We start from the raw sequence: 22,930 nt of genomic DNA on the forward strand, positions 1-22,930 counted from the left end.
CACAGGGTCAGCGCGGGCGCTTCTTCAGCGCACGCGTACCGGACGGATCGACGCCGAGCCACTGCATCGCGACGAGCAGCGGCAGCGTCATCAGCAGGAACAGGATCGTGTACGCGCTGCCGACTTCGAGCCGCAGCGACGCATAGGTATCGGCGAGCCCGACCGGCAGCGTCTTGGTGTCGGGCGTATGCAGCATCCACGTGAGGTTGAACTCGCCGATCGACAGCGTGAGCACCGCGAGCGCGCCGGCGACGATGCCCGGCCGCAGGTTCGGCAGCACGATCGTGACGAAGCGCGTGACGAACGACGCGCCGAGGCTCGCCGCGCCTTCCTCGAGCGTGCGCAGGTCGGCGCCGGCCGCAACCGCCGCGACCGCGCGCACCATGAACGGCAGCGTGAACACGACGTGGCCGACGACGATGAACCACAGGCTCATCCGGAACGCGGTGAAGCCGCCGTACACGACCAGCAGCGCGAGCGCCGAGGCCAGGCCCGGCAGCGCGACCGGCAGCACGAGCGCTTCCTCGATCGCACGCGCGATGCGGCTCTTGCTGCGCGCGAGCGCATAGCCGGCCGGCACGCCGATCGCGAGCACGATCGCGAGCGTCGCGAACGCGACGTAGAGCGACAGCACGACCGAGCCGTGATACTGCTGCCACACCTGTTCGAGCCAGCGCGGCGTGAGGCCGCTCGACAGCCCGCGGAAATAGTTGACGGTCAGCCCCGCGAGCACCGACATCACGACGGGCACGATCAGAAACGCGCACAGCAGCAGCGTGACGCTCCATTGCAGCGCGGCGATCGCGCGCGCGCCCGTGACGCGCGGTGCCCGTCGTGCGACGCCGTTCGCATGCGACGGAGCGGGCGCCGAAGACAGCCTGGAAGAGCCGGAAAGCGATTGCATGAAGGTATCCTCAGGCCGCGGCGGCGGCGGTGTGGCCGGTGAAGCGGCGCGCGAGCGCGAGCACGGCCCAGGTGACGATGCCGAGCACGATCGAGAGGCCCGCCGCCGTCGCGATGTTCGCGTTCAGCGTGAACTCGGTGTAGATCGTCATCGGCAGCACGTTCAGGTCGGTGGCGAGCGTAAACGCGGTGCCGAACGCGCCCATCGCGGTCGCGAAGCAGATCGCGCCGGCCGCGATCAGGCCCGGCGCGAGCGCGGGCAGCACGATGTCGGCGAAGATGCGCCACGGCGACGCGCCGAGCGAACGCGCGGCTTCCTCGAGCGACGCGTCGAGCTTCGACGCGGCCGCGATCACGGTGACGATCACGCGCGGAATCGAGAAATACAGGTAGCCGATGAACAGGCCGGCAACCGAGTACGCGAACACCCACTTGTCGCCCGTGAGCTTCGCCGACAGCATGCCGATCAGCCCCTGGCGCCCGGCGAGCATGATCACCATGAAGCCGACGACGACGCCCGGGAACGCGAGCGGAAACGTGAGCAGCGCGAGCAGCACGCGCTTGCCGGCGAATTCGCGGCGCGCGAGCAGCAGGCCCGAGATCGTCGACAGCGCGAGCGTCGCGAGCGTGACGCCCGCGGACAGCGCGACCGTCTCGCCGAGGCTCTTCATGTAGCGCGCATTGCCGAGCAACGCCGCGTAGTGCGAGAAGCAGGCGCCGTCGGCTGACACCTGCACGAGCGACGCCATCGGCAGCAGCCAGAACGCGGCGAATACCGCGAGCGCCGGCGCGACGAGCGCGATGCGCCAGCGCAGCGGGAAAGTCAGGTCGAGCATCGGTTGCGTCCCGCGGCTTACTGCATCACTTGCAGGTACTGCTGGCCGAACGCCTGCTGGCCGGCCGCCATCTTGCCGAAGTCGACCGGCTTGGCGCGCGCGTATTCGCTCGCCGGCAGGAACTTCGCGGCGACGTCGGCGCCGAGCGCCTGCGCGCGCACCGGGCGCAGGTACGCATTGGCCCACAGCTTCTGGCCTTCGTCGGACAGCACGAAATCGAGCACCTTCCTGCCGTTCGCGTCGTGCGGCGCGCCCTTCACGAGGCTCATCACGTACGGTACCGCGATCGTGCCTTCCTTCGGAATCACGAATTCGACGTTCGCGTTGTCCTTGTATTTCGCGCGATACGCGTCGAAGTCGTAGTCGAGCAGGATCGGAATCTCGCCGGACAGCACGCGCGCATACGCGGTCTGCTTCGGCACGATCGGCGCATTCGCCTTCAGCTTGCGAAACCAGTCGAGCGCCGGCTTGAAGTTGTCGAGGCTGCCGCCGAGCGCCTGGTTGACGGCGACGGCGCCCGCGTAGCCGACGAACGCGCTCGACGGATCGAGGTAGCCGACCATGCCCTTGTATTCGGGCTTCAGCAGATCGGCCCACGAGCGCGGCACCGGCTTGCCGTCGAGCGCGTCCTTGTTCACGAAGAAGCCGAGCGTGCCCGAGTGGATCGCGAACCAGTAGCCTTGCGGATCCTTCAGGTTCGCGGGAATGTCGTTCCAGTGCGCGGGCTTGTACGGTGCGATCACGCCCTTGTCCTTTGCCTGGAACGCCGACGACACGCCGAGGTAGACGACGTCGGCGACCGGGCTCTTCTGCTCGGCGATCAATTGCGCGATCGACTGGCCCGAGTTCTTGTTGTCGAACGGCACGCGAATGCCGGTTTTCTGCTTGATCGCCGCGATCTGCGCGGCCCAGTCGGCCCATTCGGGCGGGCAGTTGTAGCAGATCGCCGTTTCGTCGGCATGAGCCGCGGGGGCGCCGGCGACGAGCGCGGCAAGGGCGAGCGGCGCGGCAAGCGCGCGCAGCAGCGAGGTCAGGCGAAAGGACACGGTGGGTCTCCGGGCGAGTGGGAGGGTGGTCGGTGTGCGTGGCGCGTGCGTGTTGCGATCAGGCCTTGCGCAGTTGCAGGTCGGTGGCGGGCGGCGCAATCGTCGCACCGTCGCGCACCGCATGCGGCAGGATCGTCGACGTGCGGTCGATCGCCGCGCCGCCGATGCATTCGACGAGACGCTGCCACGCGTGGCAGCCGATGTCGTGGTTCGGCGTCGCGACGCTCGCGAGCGGCGGCGCGAGCAACTCGCCGATCGCGATGCCGTCGAAGCCGAGCACCGACAGATCGTCGGGAATCGAGAAGCCCGCGCGGCGCAGGCCGCGCATCACGACCATCGCGAGCAGGTCGTTGCTGCAGAAGAGGGCGGTCGGGCGCGTGGCGTGCGCGGTGAGATGCGCGAGCACCGCATCGGGCAGTTCGGATGCGTTGAAGTCGACCTCGACGGGCGGCAGCGGGGCCACGCCGCTTTCCTCGAGCGCCTGCGCATAGCCGAGATGACGCTGGCGCGCGCGATCCGATGCGGCGAGCGAACCGGCCAGCATCAGCACGCGGCGGTGGCCGCGCGCGGTCAGCAATTGCACGCCGTCATGGGCGGCGCGGCGGTTGTCGACCGACACCGACGGACGGCGCCGCGTGTCGTTGTGCATCAGCACGTAGTGCGGGCCGTCGCGGTCGAGCATGTCGAGCAGCGGGTGCGTGTCCGCATCGGCGACGGTGAGGATCAGCCCTTCGACGCGCTGCTCGCGCAGCGTCTCGATTGCATGACGCTCGCGCGCCGCATCGTATTCGGTGGTCATCAGGATCAGCTTGAAACCGGCCGCGGTCGCGAGCGCGTCGATGCCTTGCAGGCAATCGGCGAACACCGGGTTCGACAGCGTCGGCACGACGACGCCGACGAGCCGCGTGCGTTCGCCGCGCAGTTGCCGGCCGAGCGGACTCGGGCGGAACTGCAGCGTGTCGATGGCGGTGCGGATCGTCTGCAGCGTGGCGGGGCTGACGGTATGCGGCGCGTTGATCGCACGCGAAACGGTGGCGATCGAGAAGCTCGCGAGGGCAGCGACGTCCTTGATGGTCGAGGTCATGAAGTCATGCGATGTAAACGTTTTCGGCCGGGGAATTATCGAAAACGTTTGTGACTTCGCGATGACGCATGCGACGCTTGTTTCGCGAACGGCACGACACAAACGTCAGACGGTTGACGGCGTCGGACGACGCGCGACCGATTGTATCGACGGAGGCGGCGGCGCGGGATGAAATCGTCGGGCGTGGTGTCGGTATCGAATGCGCGGGCCGAGGCGATGCGACGATGGCTGGCGTCGCGATGCGGCGCGGCGGAATAAGGGAGCGCATGCGCCAAGCAATGGTAGAATCGCGTCCGCCCTCTTGCCGGGGTGATGAAATTGGTAAACATAGCGGACTTAAACGATTGAGTGCCCGGCCGGAAACGGTCGGTGCAGAACCCTTCAAATTCGGCGAAACCCCTGATGCGCGCATCGAGGCAACGCCGAGCCAAGCCTCGCGGTACCCGCGAGGAAGGTGTAGAGACTAGACGGGGGGCGCCTAAGGCGCACGGGCAGCGGTCACGCCCGCGCGCGACGGTGAAGGCATAGTCCAGCGCACGAACGGTTCTCGCACGCGAGGCCGGCTTTGAAAGAAGCAGTGTGACGAAAATCCGCCGCCTTAACTGGCTTGCCGGTTCGAGTCCGGTCCCCGGCACCATCGATTGCGTCGACGCGATTCGATGACGGTGTAAAAAACCCGCGAGAAATCAGCGCTCGCGGGTTTTTTATTGCGCGGACGCATGTGCGGCGGCACGCCGGCGCGGCTCGCGATGCGGCTTCGCTGCGCCGAAAACGGCGCCATGTGATACTGGCACGCACGTCGCGATGGACGCCCGCGTCGCCATGGGCGAACGCGTCCCGCCGACAGCCTCCCACATCGTTTGCCTCTCGCCAGACCACCCGTCATGACCGACTCGACCCATCACTATTACGAACCGTCGCAAGGCCACGGCCTGCCGCACGATCCGTTGAACGCGATCGTGGGCCCGCGCCCGATCGGCTGGATTTCATCGCGCGGCAGCGACGGCACGCTGAACCTCGCGCCGTACAGCTTCTTCAACGCGTTCAACTACCGCCCGCCGATCATCGGCTTTTCGAGCACCACCGCGAAGGACAGCGTGCGCAACGTGCAGGAAACCGGCGAGTTCGTGTGGAATCTCGCGACGCGCGATCTCGCGGAGCGGATGAACCAGACGTGCGCCGCCGTGCCGTACGACGTGAACGAATTCGAACTCGGCGGCCTGACCGCGGTGCCGTCGCGTCTCGTGAATGTGCCGCGTGTCGCGGAAAGCGGTGTGAACTTCGAATGCAAGGTGACCGACGTGATCCGGCTGCGCGATCATCACGGTGTCGAGACGCCAGCCACGCTGGTGCTGGGCGAGGTCATCGCGGTCCATATCCGCCACGACCTGCTGAAGGACGGCATCTTCGACACGTTCGGCGCGGGCATCATTCTTCGTGCGGGCGGCCCGTCGGCGTACGTGCACGTGAAACCCGACAGCCGCTTCGACCTGTTCCGTCCCGACGCGTGATCGATCGCGCGCCGCAGTAAGCCGGCAACCGGCGCGTACAAGCGCCCGAACCAGACGCAAGACCCCGCGGAGATCCCAGGATTTCTCCCGGGGTCTTTTGCTTCGTACCCTCACATGATCGGGACGGTGCCGATCCGTCCGCTCCTCGATGCCCGCTCGTCGTCCCGGCCCCGGCGACGATGCGCTGCAGCAAACCCGTCCTTCGCCGCCTCCGCCCGCCGCACTCACGAGCCGCCGACCGCGCCATGGCAAATCTGCTCACCACGAACGAGCGGCTTGGGCATCGACGCCCGCCGCTGCCAGGCATAAATTTCCAAGGTTGACGCGCTTATCCGCGCGTCAGCTCACGCGCGGGCCGGCAACCGGCTCGCGCGTTCCCAACCAGCGTGAGACACAATCGAGCGTGGAGACGACACGATGAGCCTGTCAGAGCCATTGCGTCTGCATGTGCCGGAGCCCACCGGGCGCCCGGGCTGCAAGACGGACTTTTCCTATCTGCATCTATCGCCGGCCGGCGCCGTCCGCCGCCCGCCGATCGACGTAGCCGCGGCGGACACCGCCAATCTCGCCCGCAGCCTCGTGCGCGTGCTCGACGACAGCGGCAAGGCCGTCGGCCCGTGGGCGCCCGATCTCGACGATGCGCGACTGATCGCCGGGCTGCGCGCGATGCTCAAGACCCGCATTTTCGACGCGCGCATGATGATCGCGCAGCGCCAGAAGAAAATCTCCTTCTACATGCTGAGCCTCGGCGAAGAGGCGATCGGCACCGCGCACGCGATGGCGCTGCGCGACGGCGACATGTGCTTTCCGACCTATCGGCAGCAGAGCATCCTGATCGCGCGCGACGTGCCGCTCGAGCGGATGATCTGCCAGCTGATGTCCAACGAAGGCGATCCGCTGAAGGGCCGCCAGCTTCCGGTGATGTACTCGGATCGCGAAGCCGGCTTCTTCTCCATTTCCGGCAACCTCGCGACGCAGTTCATTCAGGCGGTGGGCTGGGCGATGGCGTCGGCGATCAAGGGCGACACGAAAATCGCGTCCGCGTGGATCGGCGACGGCGCGACGGCCGAAGCCGATTTCCACACCGCGCTCACGTTCGCGCACGTGTACCGTGCGCCGGTCGTGCTGAACGTCGTCAACAACCAGTGGGCGATCTCGACGTTCCAGGCGATCGCGGGCGGCGAGGGCACGACCTTCGCCGGGCGCGGCGTCGGCTGCGGGATCGCGTCGCTGCGCGTCGACGGCAACGACTTCCTCGCGATCTACGCGGCGTCGAGCTGGGCGGCCGAGCGCGCGCGCCGCAATCTCGGCCCGACGCTGATCGAGTGGGTGACCTACCGCGCTGGCGCGCATTCGACGTCGGACGATCCGACCAAGTACCGGCCGAGCGACGACTGGTCCCATTTCCCGCTCGGCGATCCGATCGAGCGCTTCAAGCGTCACCTGATCGTGAAGGGCATCTGGTCGGACAGCGCGCATGACGCGTTGACGGCCGAGCTCGAGGCCGAGGTGATCGCCGCGCAGAAGGAAGCCGAGAAATACGGGACGCTGGCCGACGACCGGATTCCGTCGCCGGCCTCGATGTTCGACGACGTGTACAAGGAGCTGCCGGCGCACCTGCGCCGTCAGCGCCAGGAACTGGGAGCGTGATGATGGCGCGACACGAAACGGATACGGCGACGCAGCCGATGACGATGATCCAGGCGCTGCGCTCCGCGATGGACGTGATGCTCGGGCGCGACAGCGATGTGGTCGTGTTCGGGCAGGACGTCGGCTATTTCGGCGGCGTGTTCCGCTGTACCGAAGGACTGCAGAACAAATACGGCAAGTCGCGCGTGTTCGACGCGCCGATCTCCGAAGGCGGGATCGTCGGCGCGGCGGTCGGGATGGGCGCGTACGGATTGCGGCCCGTCTGCGAGATCCAGTTCGCCGACTATTTCTACCCGGCCTCCGACCAGATCGTGTCGGAAGGCGCGCGGCTGCGCTACCGCTCGGCCGGCCAGTTCACCGCGCCGATGACGATCCGGATGCCGTGCGGCGGTGGCATCTACGGCGGACAGACGCACAGCCAGAGCCCGGAGGCGATGTTTACGCAGGTGTGCGGGCTGCGCACGGTGATGCCGTCGAATCCGTACGACGCGAAAGGGCTGTTGATCGCATCGATCGAGAACGACGATCCGGTGATCTTCCTCGAACCGAAACGGCTGTACAACGGCCCGTTCGACGGCCATCACGAACGGCCCGTCACGTCGTGGCTCAAGCATCCGGCGAGCGCGGTGCCCGAAGGCTACTACACGGTGCCGCTCGATACGGCCGCCATCGTGCGGCCCGGCAACGACGTGACGGTGCTGACGTACGGCACGACCGTGCACGTGTCGCTGGCCGCGGCCGAGGAGACGGGCATCGACGCGGAAGTGATCGACCTGCGCACGCTGTGGCCGCTCGATCTCGATACCGTCGTCGCGTCGGTGCGCAAGACCGGGCGCTGCGTCGTGGTGCACGAGGCGACGCGCACCTGCGGCTATGGCGCGGAGCTCGTATCGCTGGTCCAGGAACACTGCTTCTATCACCTCGAAGCGCCGGTCGAGCGCACGACGGGCTGGGACACGCCGTATCCGCATGCGCAGGAATGGGCGTACTTTCCGGGGCCGACGCGGGTCGGTGAAGCGTTGCGACGCGTGATGGAGGCGTGAGATGGGGATTCATGTCATCAAGATGCCGGATATCGGCGAAGGGATCGCCGAGGTCGAGTTGGTGGCCTGGCATGTGGAAGTCGGGCAGACGATCAAGGAGGACCAGCCGCTCGCCGACGTGATGACCGACAAGGCGGCGGTCGAGATTCCGTCGCCGGTGGCGGGCAAGGTGATCGGGCTGGGCGGCCGGATCGGCGAGATGATGGCGGTCGGCAGCGAGCTGATTCGGCTGGAAGTCGAAGGCGACGGCAACCTGAAGGCGGCGGCGCCGGTGCGCGAAACAAAGGTAGCAACCGCACCGGTCGCGTCGGCGGCGTCGAAGCCGGTGGCCGACGCGCCGTCCGAATCGCCCGAGCGGCCCGAGCCGCCCGCGCATGCGGCGCATCGCGTACCGGCGAAACCGCGCCGCGACGAACCGGCCGCGCAGCCGCGCGCGGCGCTCGCGCCGGGCGAACGGCCGCTCGCGTCGCCTGCCGTGCGTCAGCGTGCGTGGGACATGGGTATCGAGCTGCGCTACGTGCGCGGCACCGGCGAAGCCGGGCGGATCCTGCATGCGGATCTCGATGCGTATGCGCGTACCGGTGGCACCGCGAGCGGCGCGCAACCGCGCGGCTACGACGAACGCCATGACCAAACCGACGTGCCGTTGATCGGCCTGCGGCGCGCGATCGCGCGCAAGATGCAGGAAGCGAAACGCCGCATCCCGCATTTCAGCTACGTCGAGGAAATCGACGTCACCGAGCTCGAATCGCTGCGCACGGAACTGAATCGCCGCCACGGCGACACGCGCGGCAAGCTCACGCCGCTGCCGCTGCTGATTCGCGCGATCGTGATCGCGCTGCGCGACTTCCCGCAGATCAACGCGCGTTTCGACGACGAGGCGGGCGTCGTCACGCGCTACGGCGCGGTGCACATGGGCGTCGCGACGCAGACCGACGGCGGTCTCACGGTGCCCGTGCTGCGCCATGCGGAAGCGCGCGACGTGTGGTCGATCTCGGCGGAAATCGCGCGGCTCGCCGACGCGGTGCGCGCGAACCGTGCGCAGCGCGACGAGCTGAGCGGCTCGACGATCACGATCTCGAGCCTCGGCGCACTCGGCGGCATCGTATCGACGCCGGTGATCAATCATCCGGAAGTGGGCATCGTCGGCGTGAACCGGATCGTCGAGCGGCCGATGATCCGCGACGGCGCGGTCGTCGCGCGCAAGATGATGAACCTGTCGTCGTCGTTCGATCATCGCGTCGTCGACGGCGCGGATGCGGCCGAATTCATCCAGGCCGTGCGCGCGGTGCTCGAACGCCCGGCACTGCTGTTCGTGGAGTGAGCCGATGAAGAACGAACACACCACACTGCTCGTCATCGGCGGCGGCCCGGGCGGCTACGTGGCCGCGATCCGCGCCGGCCAGCTCGGCATCCCGACCGTGCTCGTCGAACGCGACCGGCTGGGCGGCACCTGCCTGAACATCGGCTGCATTCCGTCGAAGGCGCTGATCCACGTGGCCGACGCGTTCGAACAGGCGTGCGGCCACGCGGGCGAAGGGGCGCTCGGCATCCGTGTGCGCACGCCGGAGATCGACATCGCGAAAAGCGTCGCCTGGAAGGACGGCATCGTCGAACGGCTGACGCGCGGCGTCGGCGCGCTGCTCAAGAAGAACGGCGTGCGCGTGCTGCACGGCGAAGCGCGCGTGATCGACGGCAAGACCGTCGAAGTCGTCGCCGGCAGCCATACGGTGCGGATCGGTTGCGAACATCTGTTGCTCGCGACCGGGTCCGAGCCGGTCGAGCTGCCGTCGATGCCGTTCGGCGGACACGTCGTGTCGTCCACCGAAGCGCTGTCGCCCGCGACGCTGCCGAAGCGGCTGGTCGTCGTCGGGGCCGGCTACATCGGGCTCGAACTCGGGATCGTCTATCGCAAGCTTGGCGTCGAAGTCAGCGTCGTCGAAGCGGCCGAGCGCGTGCTGCCCGCGTACGATGCCGAACTCGTGCGGCCGGTTGCCGATTCGCTCGCGCGGCTCGGCGTGCGGCTGTGGCTCGGCCACAAGGTGCTTGGGCTCGACGCGCACGGCGCGGTGCGCGTGCAGGCGGCCGATGGCGCCGAGCAGACGTTGCCGGCCGACCGCGTGCTGGTTGCCGTGGGCCGCCGGCCGCGCGTCGACGGGTTCGGGCTCGACACGCTGATGCTCGATCGCAACGGCCGCGCGCTGCGGATCGACGACGCATGCCGGACCTCGATGCGCAACGTGTGGGCGATCGGCGACGTCGCGGGCGAGCCGATGCTCGCGCATCGCGCGATGGCGCAAGGCGAGATGGTGGCCGAGCTGATCGCCGGCCGGCGCCGCCGGTTCACGCCCGCGTCGATTCCAGCCGTGTGCTTCACCGATCCCGAGATCGTGACGGCCGGCTGGTCGCCGGACGACGCGCACGCGGCCGGCGTCGATTGTCTGAGCGCGTCGTTCCCGTTCGCCGCGAACGGACGCGCGATGACGTTGCAGGCGACCGACGGATTCGTGCGCGTCGTCGCGCGGCGCGACAATCATCTGATCGTCGGCTGGCAGGCGGTCGGGCGCGGTGTATCGGAGCTGGCCGCGGCGTTTTCGCAGTCGCTGGAGATGGGCGCGCGGCTGGAAGACATCGGCGGCACGATCCACGCGCATCCGACGCTCGGCGAAGCGCTTCAGGAAGCGGCGTTGCGTGCGCTCGGGCATGCGCTGCATGTCTGACGTCATCGCCTGACGGGGCGCCGCCGGTGCGTCACGCACGTATCGGCGGCGCTCGCGGCGTCTGATGCACTTCATGTTGTTCATCGGTATCGGCACGCGCCGGTCCCGAAGCCGATCCGATCCGGTTGCCCGTACTCGCACGCCGGGTCGGGAACGCGCGCAACGGCAGCGCCGGCCGCGCCTCATTCGATCGCACCCGACAGCGCCGTAATTTTTCGAGACGAGGGGAGGGTTGCCGCCGCCGCGTCGGCCGACGATCATGTCGATAGCCGGAAACCGGGCCGCCTGGGTCCGCCAACGCAGGCTCCCTCCACACGGAATAGCGGACATGAAACTGCTGCTCGTCGGTGCGACCGGACTCGTCGGGCGCCACGTCCTCGAAGCCGCGCTGGCCGATGCGCGAGTCGATCAGGTGATCGTCCTCGCGCGCCGGCCGTTGTCGCCGCATCCGAAGATGCGCGCGCTGGAAGTCGATTTCGACCATCTGCCCGACGCGGGTGACTGGTGGCGCGCGGATGCCGTGATCTGCACGCTCGGCACCACGATGCGGGCGGCCGGTTCGCAGGCGGCCTTCCGGCGCGTCGATCACGACTATCCGCTCGCGGTCGCGCGGCTCGCGCACCGGCACGGCACGCCAACCTACGTGCTGAATTCCGCACTCGGCGCGGATGCTGCGTCGCGGATCTTCTACAACCGCGTGAAGGGCGAGGTCGAACAGGCGCTCGCCGGCGTCGGGTTCGATTCGCTCACGTACGTGCGACCGGGCCTGATCGGCGGCAGTCGCGACGAGTTTCGATTCGGCGAACGGCTGCTGGTGTTCGCGCTGAGCGCCGCCGCACCGGTGCTGCCGGTGAAGTGGCGCGTGAATCCCGCGTCGCGGATTGCGCGCGCCTTGCTCGACGCGGCGATCGACGCACGGCCGGGCGTGCAGGTCGTCGCATCCGACCGGCTCGTCTGACGCGGCCGGGGCGGTGCGCTCGGCAGGCCATTCGTCCGCGCTTGCGGTGCAGTGACGGCCTGCGCCCGATCGACCGCCCCCGGCCAGCCGAACTTTCATTTTCCCAACATCCGGCTCGCGCCGAAACTGCGCGGGCGCGCCGCAATTGCTCGGACGATTTCGAAAATCCGTCGATACCGGGTAATCACCGATATCTCGCAAGTTGTATATACAACATCATCCGCAAGCAATGTCGGCATACGCCGTGCCGGTTGCGCGCGAGCTTTCAGGCCATGCGTGCGTGGCGCATGCCGGCGATCCACGGCGTCTGCGTTCGCGGAGCCGAAAGAGTGGCGCGCAGCTTCCTGTCCCGTTCAAACCATGTGTGATCCTGAGTATTGTGGAGATCGACCCGTGTCAACGAATACCAGTGGAAAAGCCGGCGGACTGATCGAGGTACGCTCGATCGACTTCATTCCCGACGCCGAGCGCCACGGCGGCCTGCTGAGCCAGTTCACGCTGTGGCTGTCGGCGAACATGCAGATCACCGCGATCGTCACGGGCGCGCTCGCGGTCGTGCTCGGCGGCGACGTATTCTGGTCGCTGGTCGCGTTGCTGCTCGGCCAGCTCGTCGGCGGCGCGGTGATGGCGCTGCACGGCGCGCAGGGGCCGCAGCTCGGGCTGCCGCAGATGATCTCGAGCCGCGTGCAGTTCGGCGTGTACGGCGCGATGATTCCGATCGTGCTCGTTTGCCTGATGTACATCGGTTTTTCCGCGAGCGGCTCGGTGCTGGCCGGGCAGGCCGTCGCGCAACTGCTGCACGTCGACGACGCGGCCGGCATCCTGCTGTTCGCGGCCGTGATCGTCGTGCTGACCGTGTTCGGCTATCGCGCGATCCACTTCGTCGGCCGGATCGCGAGCGTGGTCGGCATCGTCGCGTTCGTCTACATGTTCGTGCAACTGTTCGCGAACCACGACGTCGGCGCGCTGCTCGCGAACAAGCATTTCTCGCTGGCGAGCTTCCTGCTCGCGATGTCGCTGTCCGCGTCGTGGCAGATCGCATTCGGTCCGTACGTGGCCGACTATTCGCGCTACCTGCCGCGCGCGACGTCGTCGGTCGCGACGTTTCTCGCGGTCGGCCTCGGCTCGGTGATCGGCGCGCAGGCGGCGATGGTGTTCGGCGTGTTCGCGGCCGCGCTCGCCGGCAGCCAGTTCGCGCACCATGAAGTGTCGTACATCGTCGGCCTGGGCTCGACGGGCGCCGTGGCCGCGCTGCTGTATTTCAGCATCGCGTTCGGCAAGGTGACGGTGACGGCGCTCAACGCGTACGGCAGCTTCATGTCGATGGCGACGATCGTCAGCGGCTTTCGCGGCAAGGGCGCGGTGTCGTCGAAGAGCCGCCTCGCGTACATCCTCGGGATGATCTGCGTGTCGACGCTGATCGCGCTCGCGGGCCGTCATTCGTTCCTGAAGGAATTCACCGCGTTCATCCTGTTCCTGCTCGCGTTCTTCACGCCGTGGAGCGCGATCAACCTCGTCGATTACTACTGCTTCACGCGTTCGCGCTACGACGTGCCGGCGCTGTCCGATCCGGACGGCCGCTACGGCCGCTGGAACGGGATGGCGATCGCGATCTACGTGGTCGGCATCCTGGTGCAACTGCCGTTCATGTCGACGCACATCTACACGGGGCCGCTCGTCGACGCGCTCGGCGGCACCGACATCTCGTGGATCCTCGGCCTCGTCGTGCCGGCCGTGCTGTATTACGTCGGCGCCCGCGCGTCGCGACGCAGCATTCCCGAACGCCTGATCCTGCCGCTCGAACGCGGCGAGGTTCACCACTGACGACACGTCTCGCGCATCGGGCGGGCACGCCGCCGACTCGAGCGCCGGGCCGGGCGCTGCCCACGCGCCGTCACTTCCCCAGCCGCTCAGCGAGCGAGTAGCGCTGCATGCAGCGCTCCATCGCGTCGAGAAACGCGTGCTCGGCCGCATTCATCTTGCGGTCGCGATGCCATAGCAGGAACACGTCGACGTCGACGAGCCCGTCGTCGGGCGGCAGCCGCCACAGCCGTTGCTGCGCGATGTCGTCGCGCACGATGTGCTCGGGCAGGCAGCCGATCCCGTAGCCGGCGAAGATCAGCCGCCGCACTTCGTCGAGGCTCGGCGACGACGCGACGATGCGCCCCGTGAAACCCTTCTGGTCACGGAACACGGTGAGCGGCGACAGGCTGTCGCCGATCTGGTCGCTCGTGAACGACACGAAATTCTCCGCTAGCAGATCGTCCATCCGCAATTGCGTCTGCCCGAACAGCCGGTGATGGCGGCCGCAGTAGATCGCATAGCGCTGGCGCAGGAAGCAGCGCATCTCCAGCTTGTCGTGCGGCGTGCGGCACAGGCCGAGCCCGGCCGTGGCCGTTTTCTGCAGCAGCGACGACAGGATGTCCGACGAGCGCATTACTTCGATCTGCAGATCGATACGCGGATACGCGCGATGGAAATCCGCGAGGAATTCGTCGTAGACGGGCGATTCGATGCGGCTCACCGTCAGCAGCCGGATCGAGCCGGTCAGGTCGGCCGTGCTGTCGTCGATTTCGGTTTCGAGGCGCGAGATGCCGCCGTAGATGTCGCTCGCGATCCGGTACACGGCTTCGCCGGCCGGCGTCGGCGCGAAGTGCGCGCCGCGCCGCTCGATCAGCCGGCGCTCGAGCGTCTCCTCGAGCCGCCGCAGCGCCTGGCTCACGGCCGGCTGCGTGACGTGCAGGCGGGCCGCCGCGCGGCTCACGCTGCGCTCCTGCATGATCACCAGATAGGTGCGCAGCAGGTTCCAGTCGAGGCGGTCGTTCAGGAACGGGGCGAGATCGGGGCGCATCGGGTCTCCGGACAGGGCGGCGGCTAGTCATTAGTTGAATTTATACGGCGAATAATAACTTGAAATTTGACTAATGATTTGCGGCCACCGATAAAGGAGGGGCGCCGCAGCGTGCGGCGCGAGGCCGCGACAGACGGCCGTCGTCACGATATTGCGTGCCGCCCCGCCGCGGCGCGCGTCAGGAGCCCGCATGAGCCAGTCCCTTCCTTCCGCCCGCCAGCCGGCACGCGCCGCGACGGCCGCGTTCATCGGCACGATGATCGAGTGGTACGACTTCTACATCTACGCGACCGCCGCCGCGCTCGTGTTCGGCGAACTCTATTTCCCGTCGCACGACCCGTTCGTCAGCACGATGGCATCGTTCGCGACGTTCGCGGTCGGCTTCTTCGCGCGCCCGCTCGGCGGCGTGATCTTCGGCCATCTCGGCGACCGCATCGGCCGCAAGAAGGCGCTGATGACGACGCTGATGATGATGGGCGTCGCAACCGTGTGCGTCGGGCTGCTGCCCGCCTATTCGAAGGTCGGCATCCTTGCACCGGTGCTGCTCGTCGCGCTGCGCGTCGTGCAGGGGATCGCGGTCGGCGGCGAATGGGGCGGCGCGGTGCTGATGGCGGGCGAGCATGCGCCGCAGGGGCGCCGCACGTTTTTCGCGTCGTTCGCGCAGCTCGGCAGCCCGGCCGGGCTGATCCTGTCGCTGGTCGCGTTCCGCGCGGTCACGTCGATGGACAAGGCCGACTTCCTCGCGTGGGGCTGGCGCCTGCCGTTTCTCGCGAGCGCGGTGCTGCTCGTGGTCGGCATCCTGATCCGGCTCGGCGTGAACGAGTCGCCGGAATTCGCGCGGGTGAAGGAAGCCAACCGCACGGTGAAGCTGCCGGTCGCGGAAGTGTTCCGCTCCGCGTCGGGGCTCGTGCTGCTCTGCATCGGCGCGAACACGATCGGCATCGCGGGCGTCTATTTCACGAACACGTTCATGATCGCGTACACGACGCAGTATGTCGGCGTCTCGCGCTCGCTGATCCTCGACAGTCTGTTCGCGGTCGCGATCATCCAGTTCTTCGCGCAGCCGCTCGCCGCGTGGATCGCCGAGCGCATCGGCGGCGCGCGCTTCCTGAAGCTCGCGGCGCTGCTCGCGATGCTGTCGCCGTATCCGATGTTCATGCTCGTGCAGGGCGGCACGTCCGCGTCGCTGATCGCCGGCATCGCACTGGCCGTCGTCTGCATGGCCGGTTTCTATTCGGTGATCGCGGGCTTCGTCAGCGACGTGTTTCCCGCGCACGTGCGCTATTCGGCGATCTCGCTCGCTTACCAGATTTGCGGCGCGATCGCGGGCGGCCTGACGCCGCTCGTCGGCACGTGGCTCGCGCATCGCTTCACGGGCCAGTGGTGGCCGCTCGCGGTGTTCTACACGTGTCTCGCCGGCGTTTCGCTGCTCTGCATCGTCGCGCTCGACGCGCGCCGTGCCGCGCAGCCGGCCGCCGCCGAAGCGCTCGGATCGCATTGACCCTCAACGCACGAATCGATACGGAATTCTTATGAATGACCTGCTGGAAATCGACGGCGCCCGCCTGTGGCGGAGCCTCGCCGACATGGCGCGCGTCGGCGCGACGCCGCGCGGCGGCGTACGGCGCCTCGCGCTCACCGATGACGACCGCCGCGGGCGCGACCTGTTCGCACAATGGTGCCGCGACGCGGGGCTGACGGTGAGCGTCGATGCCGTCGGCAACCTGTTCGCGCGGCGCGACGGCGCCGATGCGCACGCCGCGCCGGTGCTGATCGGCAGCCATCTCGACACGCAGCCCGAAGGCGGTCGCTTCGACGGCGTGTACGGCGTGCTCGCCGCGCTCGAACTCGTGCGCACGCTGAACGACGCGGGCATCGCGACCGACAAGCCGCTCGAGATCGTGTCCTGGACCAACGAGGAAGGCGCGCGCTTCGCGCCGGCGATGCTCGGCTCGGCCGTGTTCACGGGCGCGTTGCCGCTCGACGATGCGCTCGCGAAGCAGGACGCCGACGGCGTCACGCTCGGCGCGGCGCTCGACGCGTGCGGCTACCGCGGCACGCGCGCCACGGGCGGGGCGGTCGATGCATATTTCGAGGCGCACATCGAACAGGGCCCCGTGCTCGAAGCGAACGGCACGACGATCGGCATCGTCACGGGCGGGCAGGCGATCCGCTGGCTCGACGTGACGGTGACGGGCGTGGCCGCGCACGCGGGCACGACGCCGATGCCGTATCGCAAGGATGCGTATTTCGCGAGCGCGCAAATCGCGCTCGAACTCGAGCGGATCGTCGCCGGTTACGCGCCGCGCGGGCTCGCGACGATCGGGCAGGTCGGCGTCCGCCACGCGTCACGCAACACGATTGCCGGCGACCTGACGTTCACGGTCGACCTGCGTCATCACGACGATGCGGAAGTCGATGCGATGGAGCGCGACCTGCGCGACGCCTGCGCTCGCGTGACCGCCGCGCGTGGCGTGCAGGTGTCGGTCGAGACCTGCTGGCGCAGCCCGGCGACGCCGTTCGACCGCGAGTGTGTCGGGCTGGTCGCGCAGGCCGCTGCCGCGTTCGGCTACACGCACGAGCGGATCGTGAGCGGCGCCGGCCACGATGCAATCCTGCTCGCGCGCCGCTTCCCGACCGCGATGGTGTTCATCCCGTGCGTCGACGGGCTGTCGCACAACGAAGCCGAGGATGCATTGCCCGACGACGTGACGCGCGGCACGAACGTGCTGCTCCATGCGGTGCTGGCGCGCGCGGGAATCGCGGCGCGCGTCGACGCGGCGGCGGCCACGCACGATGCCTGAAACGGCGAATCGATGAGGACTCCGATGAAAACCTATTTCCATCCCGAACAACTGCTGCACCACCCGCGCAGCTACCTGTCGCGCGGCCGGATGCGCGAGCCGCAGGAAGTGCCGGAACGCGCGGCGAGGCTCGTCGCGGCCGTCCGGTCGCTCGACTTCGACGTGCGCGAGCCGGCCGACCGCGGCACCGCACCGATCGCGGCCGTGCACGACATGAACTACCTGCGCTTTCTCGAGGACGCGCACCGCGACTGGAAGCAGATGCCCGACGACTGGGGCGACGAAGTGATGTCGAACGTGTTCGTGCGCGATCCGAATCCGTTGCGCGGCGTGCTCGCGAAAGCCGCGCGCTATCTGGCCGACGGTAGTTGCCCGGTGGGCGCGAACACATGGCGCGCGGCGTACTGGTCCGCGCAGGGCGCACTGGCGGCCGCGGCCGACGTCAACGACGGCGCGCGCGAAGCGTACGCGCTGTGCCGGCCGCCCGGCCATCATGCGCGCCGCGACGCGGCCGGCGGCTTCTGCTACCTGAACAATGCGGCGATCGCCGCGCAGGCGCTGCTGGGCCGCCATCGGCGCGTCGCGATCCTCGATACCGACATGCATCACGGGCAGGGCGTGCAGGAGATCTTCTACGGCCGCGACGATGTGTTGTACGTGTCGATCCACGGCGACCCGACCAACTTCTACCCGGTCGTCGCCGGTTACGAGGACGAGACGGGAACGGGGGCCGGCGACGGCTTCAACCTCAACCTGCCGATGCCGCACGGCGCGCCGGAGTCGGCGTTCTTCGAGCGGCTCGACGACGCGCTGTGCGCGCTCGCGCGGTTCCAGCCCGATGCGCTCGTGCTCGCGCTCGGCTTCGACATCTACAAGGACGATCCGCAATCGCAGGTCGCGGTCACGACCGACGGGTTCGGGCGGCTCGGCGGCGCGATCGGCGCGCTCGGGTTGCCGACGGTGATCGTGCAGGAGGGCGGCTATCACCTCGAGAGTCTCGACGCGAACGCACGCGCGTTTTTCGGCGGGTTTGGCGCTCGGCGCTGACCGGGCCGTCGAACCGAGCGCACGCCGAAAATGAAAACGGCCGCATGGCGCGGCCGTGAGCATGCACGCGGAAGATTCCAGATGGCCCGGGCGTGCCCGCGCTTACGAATTCGCGGCGGCCGGCGAGCGGCGGCGCTGCGTGATCTGCAGCATGACGAGCACGAGGCCGGCGGCCGCGATCAGCGCGCCGACGAGCGGCACCGCCGCGTAGCCGAATCCGGCCGAGATCGCCGCGCCGCCCGCGGCGGCGCCCAGCGCATTGCCGAGGTTGAACGCGCCGATGTTCACCGCCGATGCGAGGCCCGGCGCTTCATGGGCCGCGCGCATCACGCGCATCTGCAGCGGCGGCACGACCGCGAACGTCGCGATCCCCCAGACGAGCAGCGTGACGGCGGCGCCCGCATGCGTGGCCGCAAGCAGCGGGAACGCGGCCATCGTCGCGATCAGCAGCAACAGGAAGCCGATCAGCGTGCCGTCGAGCGAGCGGTCGGCGAGGCGTCCGCCCGCGATGTTGCCGATCGAGAAACCGACGCCGATCAGCACGAGCATCGCGGTCACGAAGCCGGGCGTCGCGCCCGTCAGGTGTTCGAGCGTCGGCGCGACGTACGTATAGAGCGTGAACATCGCGCCGGCGCCGAGCACGGTCGTCCCGAGCGCGCCGAGCACGACCGGGCGCGTGAGCACGGAGAGTTCGGCACGCAGGTCGGGCATCTTGCCGGCTTCCCCTTTCGGCAGCGCGGCGAACAGGCCGGCGATCGCGATCAGGCCGAGGCCCGCCGTCGCCGCGAACGACATGCGCCAGCCGATGATCTGGCCGAGCCAGGTCGCGGCCGGCACGCCGCCGACGTTCGCGATCGTCAGGCCCATGAACATCGTCGCGACCGCGCTGGCCTGCTTTTCGCGCGGCACGAGGCTTGCCGCGACCACCGAGCCGAGCCCGAAGAACGCACCGTGGTTGAGGCTCGTCACGAGACGTGCGAGCAGCAGCGTCGTGTAGTCCGGCGCGACGGCCGACAGCAGGTTGCCGATCGTGAAGATCGACATCAGCGCGATCAGTGCGGAACGGCGCGACCAGCGCGCGAGCAGCAGCGTCATCAGCGGCGCGCCGACCATCACGCCGATCGCATACGCGCTGATCAGCATGCCGGCTTGCGGAATCGACACGTGCACGCCTTCGGCGATCACGGGCAGCAGGCCCATCGGCGAGAATTCGGTCGTGCCGATGCCGAACGCGCCGGCGGCGAGCGCCAGCAGCGGTAGCGCGGCGCTGCCGCCGGCGCGGGAAGGAGAGGAAGTCGTGGGGTTCACGCGGTGGACTCCTGTGATCGTGGGACAACGGCACGAAGCCATTGAGGACAGCCGAAGTGTGCCTGCATTACTTTTGCGGAAAAAGCCGCATTCGGACGAAATTATCTTGATTTGATGTCAACAATGCAGGGCGCGGGGAGGTGTGCGCGCCGTGGCCCTCGGATGGTGCTTCGACGGGACCGGCATCGCACAAGGGCTGGAAAGCGTCGAACTGCCAGCGTCGGCAGCAAAAAAGCCCCGACCACAGGGGGTCCATGGCCGGGGCGGAAACGCATCCTCTCTTTGGCACGAGGGTTGGATGCGCGCGCAGTATATTTCGGGCCATGACGATTCGAATCGGCGTTAAACGGCCGTTTTTGGTGTCAATTTGAGAATTGCGGTGTCGTCGCGTCGTCCGTCGGCGTTCTGAAAGATTTTTCGATGATGCGGCTGTGTCGTTCACCGGGGCTACAGCATCAAAAACGACGTGATGACGGAAGTCGGATTCCGTCCGTCGGCCCGTCGGCCGGCGCCGCAAGTCGTGTCGCCCAAGCGCGCGCCGATGCATCCGGCATGCGCTCAGCCCGATTCGCCGGCCGCGTCGCGGACCGCCGCGAGAAACCGCGCGACGACGGGCGACGGGGCCGCCGCCGCGCCGTCGAACACGAACTCGATGTCGAAGCGGCTCGCGAGTTCGTCGAGCGCGACGAGCCGGACCGTGCGCGGGCAGGTCGGCGACGCGCTTTCCGGCACGAACGCGCAGCCCATGCCGGCCGCGACGAGGCCGATCAGCGTCGGGATGTCGCTGCCGACCTGCGCGATGCGCGGCGTGAAGCCGGCCTGCTGGCACTGCGTCATCAGGAAGCGGTGGTGCGCGGCGGAACGCTGCGCATCGAACCAGACGAACGGTTCGTTCGCGACGTCGGCCAGCGCGCGCGGTGCGACGAAGCGGCCGCCCGGCGGCGCGGGCATCGCGAGCACGAAGCGGTCGCTCAGTAGCCGCACGCCCGTCAGGTGAGGCGCTTCCTCGCGACGCCACGCCATGATCCCCGCGTCGAGCTGGCCGCGCGTCAGCGCGCTCGCCTGTTCGGCCGACAGCATCGGCGCGATCGACAGTTTCACATCCGGGCACGCATCGCGAAACGCCTTGAGGACGTTCGCGACGATCGGCAGCGGCAGGCAGTTCGGCAGCGCGCCGAGCCGCAGTTCGCCGAGTTGGCCGTCCGCGCTGCGCAACGCGCGCTCGCGGCTGTCCTGCAGCATCGCGAGCAGGCCGGTCGCATCGTGCAGGAAGCTCGTGCCGGCCGCCGTGAGCGTGACGCCCGTCGCGCGACGGGCCAGCAGCGGCGTGCCGATCGCATCTTCGAGCTCGCGGATCTGCCTCGACAGCGCGGGCTGCACGATGCCCACCGCGCGGGCGCCGGCCATCACGCTGCCGGCCTGGGCGACGGCGACGAAGTAGCGCAGGTGACGCAGTTCGATCTGGCGCATGCGGTGTCCGGTCGGGTTCGTTGATATGCCTGGTAAGCATAGCAAATGCCATTCGATGGTATTGGAAAGCATGGCGCGCCTGCCGTACGATGACCGTCATTGCCGCATCCGCTTCCTGGCTCGCGAGTCGTGCGAGTTTCCTCCGTTTCTCCTTGCGTTCCGTCCCATGCCGCTTCATATCCCGACGCCTTATATCCGCTCGCAAATCGCGTCCCGCCGGCTCGGCAGGACCATCCGGCTGAAGCTCGACGCGTTGCAGCCGTCGGGCTCGTTCAAGCTGCGCGGCATCGGCGCCGTCTGCGAGGCGCGCCATGCGGCCGGGGCGCGGCGGTTCGTGTCGTCGTCGGGCGGCAACGCGGGCATCGCGGTCGCGTATTGCGGCCGCGAACTCGGCGTGCCGGTGCGCGTCGTCGTGCCGGAAAGCGCGTCGGCCCGGGCACGCGAACTGATCCGCGTCGAAGGCGCGGAACTCGTCGTGCACGGCGCGAGCTGGGCCGAGGCGAACGCGTTCGCGCAGTCGACGCTCGACGGGCACGATGCATTCGTGCATCCGTTCGACGACCGCGTGCTGTGGCAGGGCCATGCGACGATGATCGACGAGATGGCGGCGGTCGGCCCGAAGCCCGACGCGGTCGTGCTCGCGGTCGGCGGCGGCGGCCTGCTGTGCGGCGTGCTCGAAGGGCTGGCGCGCAACGGCTGGCAAGACGTGCCGGTCGTCGCGGCCGAAACGGCAGGCGCCGACTGCTATGCACGCTCGGTCGCGCAGGGGCGCCCGGTCGAATTGCCGGCGATCGCGAGCATCGCGACGACGCTCGGCGCGAAGCGGCCGTGCGACGCGGCGGTCGAATGGGCGACGCGTCACGCGATCCATCCGGTCGTCGTGTCCGATGCCGACGCGGTGGCCGCGTCGCTGCGGTTTCTCGATGAGCACAGGATCGTCGTCGAGCCGGCGTGCGGCGCTGCACTGGCCGTGCTCGAGCAGCCGGTGCTGGTGCTCGCGTCGGCGTCCGACATCGCGGTGATCGTCTGCGGCGGCGTGACCGCCACCGTCGAGGATCTGCAGACGCTGCGCGCGACGGCGCGGTAGGCGGGGCGCCGGCGAGCCGCGCAGTCGCGAGACGACGGATCGTTTTGCGATTTTCGCGGGGTGACTGCGAGCCTGGGGCATACGTGGCTCACCGTGACGCGTCGACGTTGCCTTTCCGTCAACCCCGCAGGGCCACGCGCGTCCGGCGTACGGCCGGATAGGCAGAAACGACTTCAGGAACGGTGCGGAAGGCGGGCGTGCCGTCGCGCTGCGCCGCATGCGGCCGGGCGCGACGATACGGGAGCGCGATCAGTTCGCGGTGGGGGCGCTCGCGCCGGACGGCGCGGACGATGCGACGGGGTTGTCGGTAGCCGGTGAAGGCGATGCGCTCGACGGCGCCGATGCCGATGCGGGCGCGGATGCTGCCGATGAAGACGCGGGCGCGGCCGATGATGGCGTCGCGGTGGCCGGCGCTGCCGCTGGAGCCGAAGCAGATGCGGGCGCGAGCGCAGACGGGGGCGCGGAAACCGGCGCGGCCGTCGAACCGGAGGTCGGCGAAGGTGCCGGCGCGGTTGCCGGACCGGAACCCGGCTTCGGCGCCGAAGCCGGCGCGGCAGCCGAAGCGGGAGCAGGCGCCGATGCAGGCGCCGGGCCGGCAGCCGAAGCCGGCAC

General features: G+C 68.7%; 19 protein-coding genes. 11 read left to right on the forward strand and 8 right to left on the reverse strand.

Annotation, left to right across the window (positions count from 1 at the left end):
• Positions 1 to 7 precede the first annotated feature (7 nt).
• The 4 genes from LGM42_RS29335 to LGM42_RS29350 are packed head-to-tail and all read right to left on the reverse strand — an operon-like array spanning position 8 to position 3,869.
• Positions 8 to 904 (reverse strand): ABC transporter permease, encoded by an 897-nt coding sequence (locus tag LGM42_RS29335; RefSeq protein ID WP_226234091.1) that lies wholly within the window; start codon positions 902 to 904, stop codon positions 8 to 10.
• A 10-nt stretch (positions 905 to 914) separates the two neighbouring features.
• Positions 915 to 1,739 (reverse strand): ABC transporter permease, encoded by an 825-nt coding sequence (locus LGM42_RS29340; RefSeq protein WP_226234092.1) that lies wholly within the window; start codon positions 1,737 to 1,739, stop codon positions 915 to 917.
• A gap of 17 nt (positions 1,740 to 1,756) precedes the next feature.
• Positions 1,757 to 2,785, reverse strand: a complete 1,029-nt coding sequence (locus LGM42_RS29345) for an ABC transporter substrate-binding protein (RefSeq protein ID WP_059644129.1) — start codon at positions 2,783 to 2,785, stop codon at positions 1,757 to 1,759.
• A 58-nt stretch (positions 2,786 to 2,843) separates the two neighbouring features.
• Entirely contained in the window at positions 2,844 to 3,869 is a 1,026-nt protein-coding gene (locus LGM42_RS29350) for a substrate-binding domain-containing protein (RefSeq protein WP_226234093.1), read from the reverse strand.
• An 884-nt stretch (positions 3,870 to 4,753) separates the two neighbouring features.
• Here LGM42_RS29350 and LGM42_RS29355 point away from each other — a divergent pair.
• From LGM42_RS29355 to LGM42_RS29385, 7 genes are all read left to right on the forward strand, one after another.
• On the forward strand, positions 4,754 to 5,380 hold the full coding sequence (locus LGM42_RS29355; RefSeq protein ID WP_124657584.1) for a flavin reductase family protein: 627 nt from the start codon (positions 4,754 to 4,756) through the stop codon (positions 5,378 to 5,380).
• Between the two features lie 417 nt (positions 5,381 to 5,797).
• A complete protein-coding gene (locus LGM42_RS29360; protein WP_059573914.1) occupies positions 5,798 to 7,030 on the forward strand; it encodes a 3-methyl-2-oxobutanoate dehydrogenase (2-methylpropanoyl-transferring) subunit alpha in 1,233 nt (410 codons plus the stop codon).
• A 2-nt stretch (positions 7,031 to 7,032) separates the two neighbouring features.
• Positions 7,033 to 8,073, forward strand: coding sequence for an alpha-ketoacid dehydrogenase subunit beta (locus LGM42_RS29365; protein ID WP_059573913.1), 1,041 nt, complete (start codon positions 7,033 to 7,035; stop codon positions 8,071 to 8,073).
• Between the two features lies 1 nt (position 8,074).
• Complete coding sequence (locus tag LGM42_RS29370; protein WP_226234094.1) at positions 8,075 to 9,397, forward strand: dihydrolipoamide acetyltransferase family protein; 1,323 nt, start codon at positions 8,075 to 8,077, stop codon at positions 9,395 to 9,397.
• Positions 9,398 to 9,401: 4 nt separating this feature from the next.
• The gene (gene lpdA / locus LGM42_RS29375; RefSeq protein WP_226234095.1) at positions 9,402 to 10,793 is read left to right on the forward strand and encodes a dihydrolipoyl dehydrogenase; all 1,392 of its coding nucleotides are present in this window, start codon (positions 9,402 to 9,404) and stop codon (positions 10,791 to 10,793) included.
• 328 nt (positions 10,794 to 11,121) lie between these two features.
• Positions 11,122 to 11,751 (forward strand): NAD(P)H-binding protein, encoded by a 630-nt coding sequence (locus LGM42_RS29380; RefSeq protein WP_226234096.1) that lies wholly within the window; start codon positions 11,122 to 11,124, stop codon positions 11,749 to 11,751.
• Positions 11,752 to 12,144: 393 nt separating this feature from the next.
• Positions 12,145 to 13,575, forward strand: coding sequence for a purine-cytosine permease family protein (locus LGM42_RS29385; protein ID WP_226234097.1), 1,431 nt, complete (start codon positions 12,145 to 12,147; stop codon positions 13,573 to 13,575).
• 70 nt (positions 13,576 to 13,645) lie between these two features.
• Here LGM42_RS29385 and LGM42_RS29390 read toward each other — a convergent pair whose 3' ends face one another.
• Positions 13,646 to 14,602 (reverse strand): LysR family transcriptional regulator, encoded by a 957-nt coding sequence (locus LGM42_RS29390; RefSeq protein WP_050015147.1) that lies wholly within the window; start codon positions 14,600 to 14,602, stop codon positions 13,646 to 13,648.
• Positions 14,603 to 14,792: 190 nt separating this feature from the next.
• Here LGM42_RS29390 and LGM42_RS29395 point away from each other — a divergent pair, with 190 nt between their 5' ends.
• The 3 genes from LGM42_RS29395 to LGM42_RS29405 are packed head-to-tail and all read left to right on the forward strand — an operon-like array spanning position 14,793 to position 18,453.
• Positions 14,793 to 16,103 (forward strand): MFS transporter, encoded by a 1,311-nt coding sequence (locus tag LGM42_RS29395; RefSeq protein ID WP_059573908.1) that lies wholly within the window; start codon positions 14,793 to 14,795, stop codon positions 16,101 to 16,103.
• A gap of 31 nt (positions 16,104 to 16,134) precedes the next feature.
• Positions 16,135 to 17,406, forward strand: coding sequence for a Zn-dependent hydrolase (locus tag LGM42_RS29400; protein ID WP_060313451.1), 1,272 nt, complete (start codon positions 16,135 to 16,137; stop codon positions 17,404 to 17,406).
• 24 nt (positions 17,407 to 17,430) lie between these two features.
• On the forward strand, positions 17,431 to 18,453 hold the full coding sequence (locus LGM42_RS29405; protein WP_060313453.1) for a histone deacetylase family protein: 1,023 nt from the start codon (positions 17,431 to 17,433) through the stop codon (positions 18,451 to 18,453).
• Positions 18,454 to 18,555: 102 nt separating this feature from the next.
• Here LGM42_RS29405 and LGM42_RS29410 read toward each other — a convergent pair whose 3' ends face one another.
• Together LGM42_RS29410 and LGM42_RS29415 are read right to left on the reverse strand one after the other, a co-directional pair.
• Entirely contained in the window at positions 18,556 to 19,761 is a 1,206-nt protein-coding gene (locus LGM42_RS29410) for an MFS transporter (RefSeq protein WP_155644548.1), read from the reverse strand.
• Between the two features lie 558 nt (positions 19,762 to 20,319).
• On the reverse strand, positions 20,320 to 21,231 hold the full coding sequence (locus LGM42_RS29415; RefSeq protein WP_060313458.1) for a LysR family transcriptional regulator: 912 nt from the start codon (positions 21,229 to 21,231) through the stop codon (positions 20,320 to 20,322).
• 166 nt (positions 21,232 to 21,397) lie between these two features.
• Here LGM42_RS29415 and LGM42_RS29420 point away from each other — a divergent pair, with 166 nt between their 5' ends.
• Positions 21,398 to 22,318 carry a pyridoxal-phosphate dependent enzyme gene (locus tag LGM42_RS29420; RefSeq protein ID WP_226234098.1) on the forward strand — a complete coding sequence of 307 codons (921 nt, stop codon included), beginning with the start codon at positions 21,398 to 21,400 and terminating at the stop codon, positions 22,316 to 22,318.
• Positions 22,319 to 22,436: 118 nt separating this feature from the next.
• Here the strand turns inward: LGM42_RS29420 and LGM42_RS29425 are convergent.
• Positions 22,437 to 22,930: hypothetical protein (locus LGM42_RS29425; protein WP_226234099.1), on the reverse strand; the 494-nt coding region annotated here is incomplete at its 5' end.

It is taken from the genome of Burkholderia sp. AU39826 (assembly GCF_020419965.1).
GTDB classification, from domain to species: Bacteria; Pseudomonadota; Gammaproteobacteria; order Burkholderiales; family Burkholderiaceae; genus Burkholderia; species Burkholderia semiarida.

Bases quoted from the DNA above. Each gene is read 5' to 3' on its own strand.
- LGM42_RS29390 (WP_050015147.1), bottom strand. From the start codon at position 14,602: ATGCGCCCCGATCTCGCCCCGTTCCTGAACGACCGCCTCGACTGGAAC.
- LGM42_RS29395 (WP_059573908.1), top strand. From the start codon at position 14,793: ATGAGCCAGTCCCTTCCTTCCGCCCGCCAGCCGGCACGCGCCGCGACG.
- LGM42_RS29400 (WP_060313451.1), top strand. From the start codon at position 16,135: ATGAATGACCTGCTGGAAATCGACGGCGCCCGCCTGTGGCGGAGCCTC.
- LGM42_RS29415 (WP_060313458.1), bottom strand. From the start codon at position 21,231: ATGCGCCAGATCGAACTGCGTCACCTGCGCTACTTCGTCGCCGTCGCC.
- LGM42_RS29370 (WP_226234094.1), top strand. From the start codon at position 8,075: ATGGGGATTCATGTCATCAAGATGCCGGATATCGGCGAAGGGATCGCC.
- LGM42_RS29360 (WP_059573914.1), top strand. From the start codon at position 5,798: ATGAGCCTGTCAGAGCCATTGCGTCTGCATGTGCCGGAGCCCACCGGG.
- LGM42_RS29365 (WP_059573913.1), top strand. From the start codon at position 7,033: ATGGCGCGACACGAAACGGATACGGCGACGCAGCCGATGACGATGATC.
- LGM42_RS29355 (WP_124657584.1), top strand. From the start codon at position 4,754: ATGACCGACTCGACCCATCACTATTACGAACCGTCGCAAGGCCACGGC.
- LGM42_RS29340 (WP_226234092.1), bottom strand. From the start codon at position 1,739: ATGCTCGACCTGACTTTCCCGCTGCGCTGGCGCATCGCGCTCGTCGCG.
- LGM42_RS29335 (WP_226234091.1), bottom strand. From the start codon at position 904: ATGCAATCGCTTTCCGGCTCTTCCAGGCTGTCTTCGGCGCCCGCTCCG.
- LGM42_RS29420 (WP_226234098.1), top strand. From the start codon at position 21,398: ATGCCGCTTCATATCCCGACGCCTTATATCCGCTCGCAAATCGCGTCC.
- LGM42_RS29405 (WP_060313453.1), top strand. From the start codon at position 17,431: ATGAAAACCTATTTCCATCCCGAACAACTGCTGCACCACCCGCGCAGC.
- LGM42_RS29350 (WP_226234093.1), bottom strand. From the start codon at position 3,869: ATGACCTCGACCATCAAGGACGTCGCTGCCCTCGCGAGCTTCTCGATC.
- LGM42_RS29380 (WP_226234096.1), top strand. From the start codon at position 11,122: ATGAAACTGCTGCTCGTCGGTGCGACCGGACTCGTCGGGCGCCACGTC.
- lpdA (WP_226234095.1), top strand. From the start codon at position 9,402: ATGAAGAACGAACACACCACACTGCTCGTCATCGGCGGCGGCCCGGGC.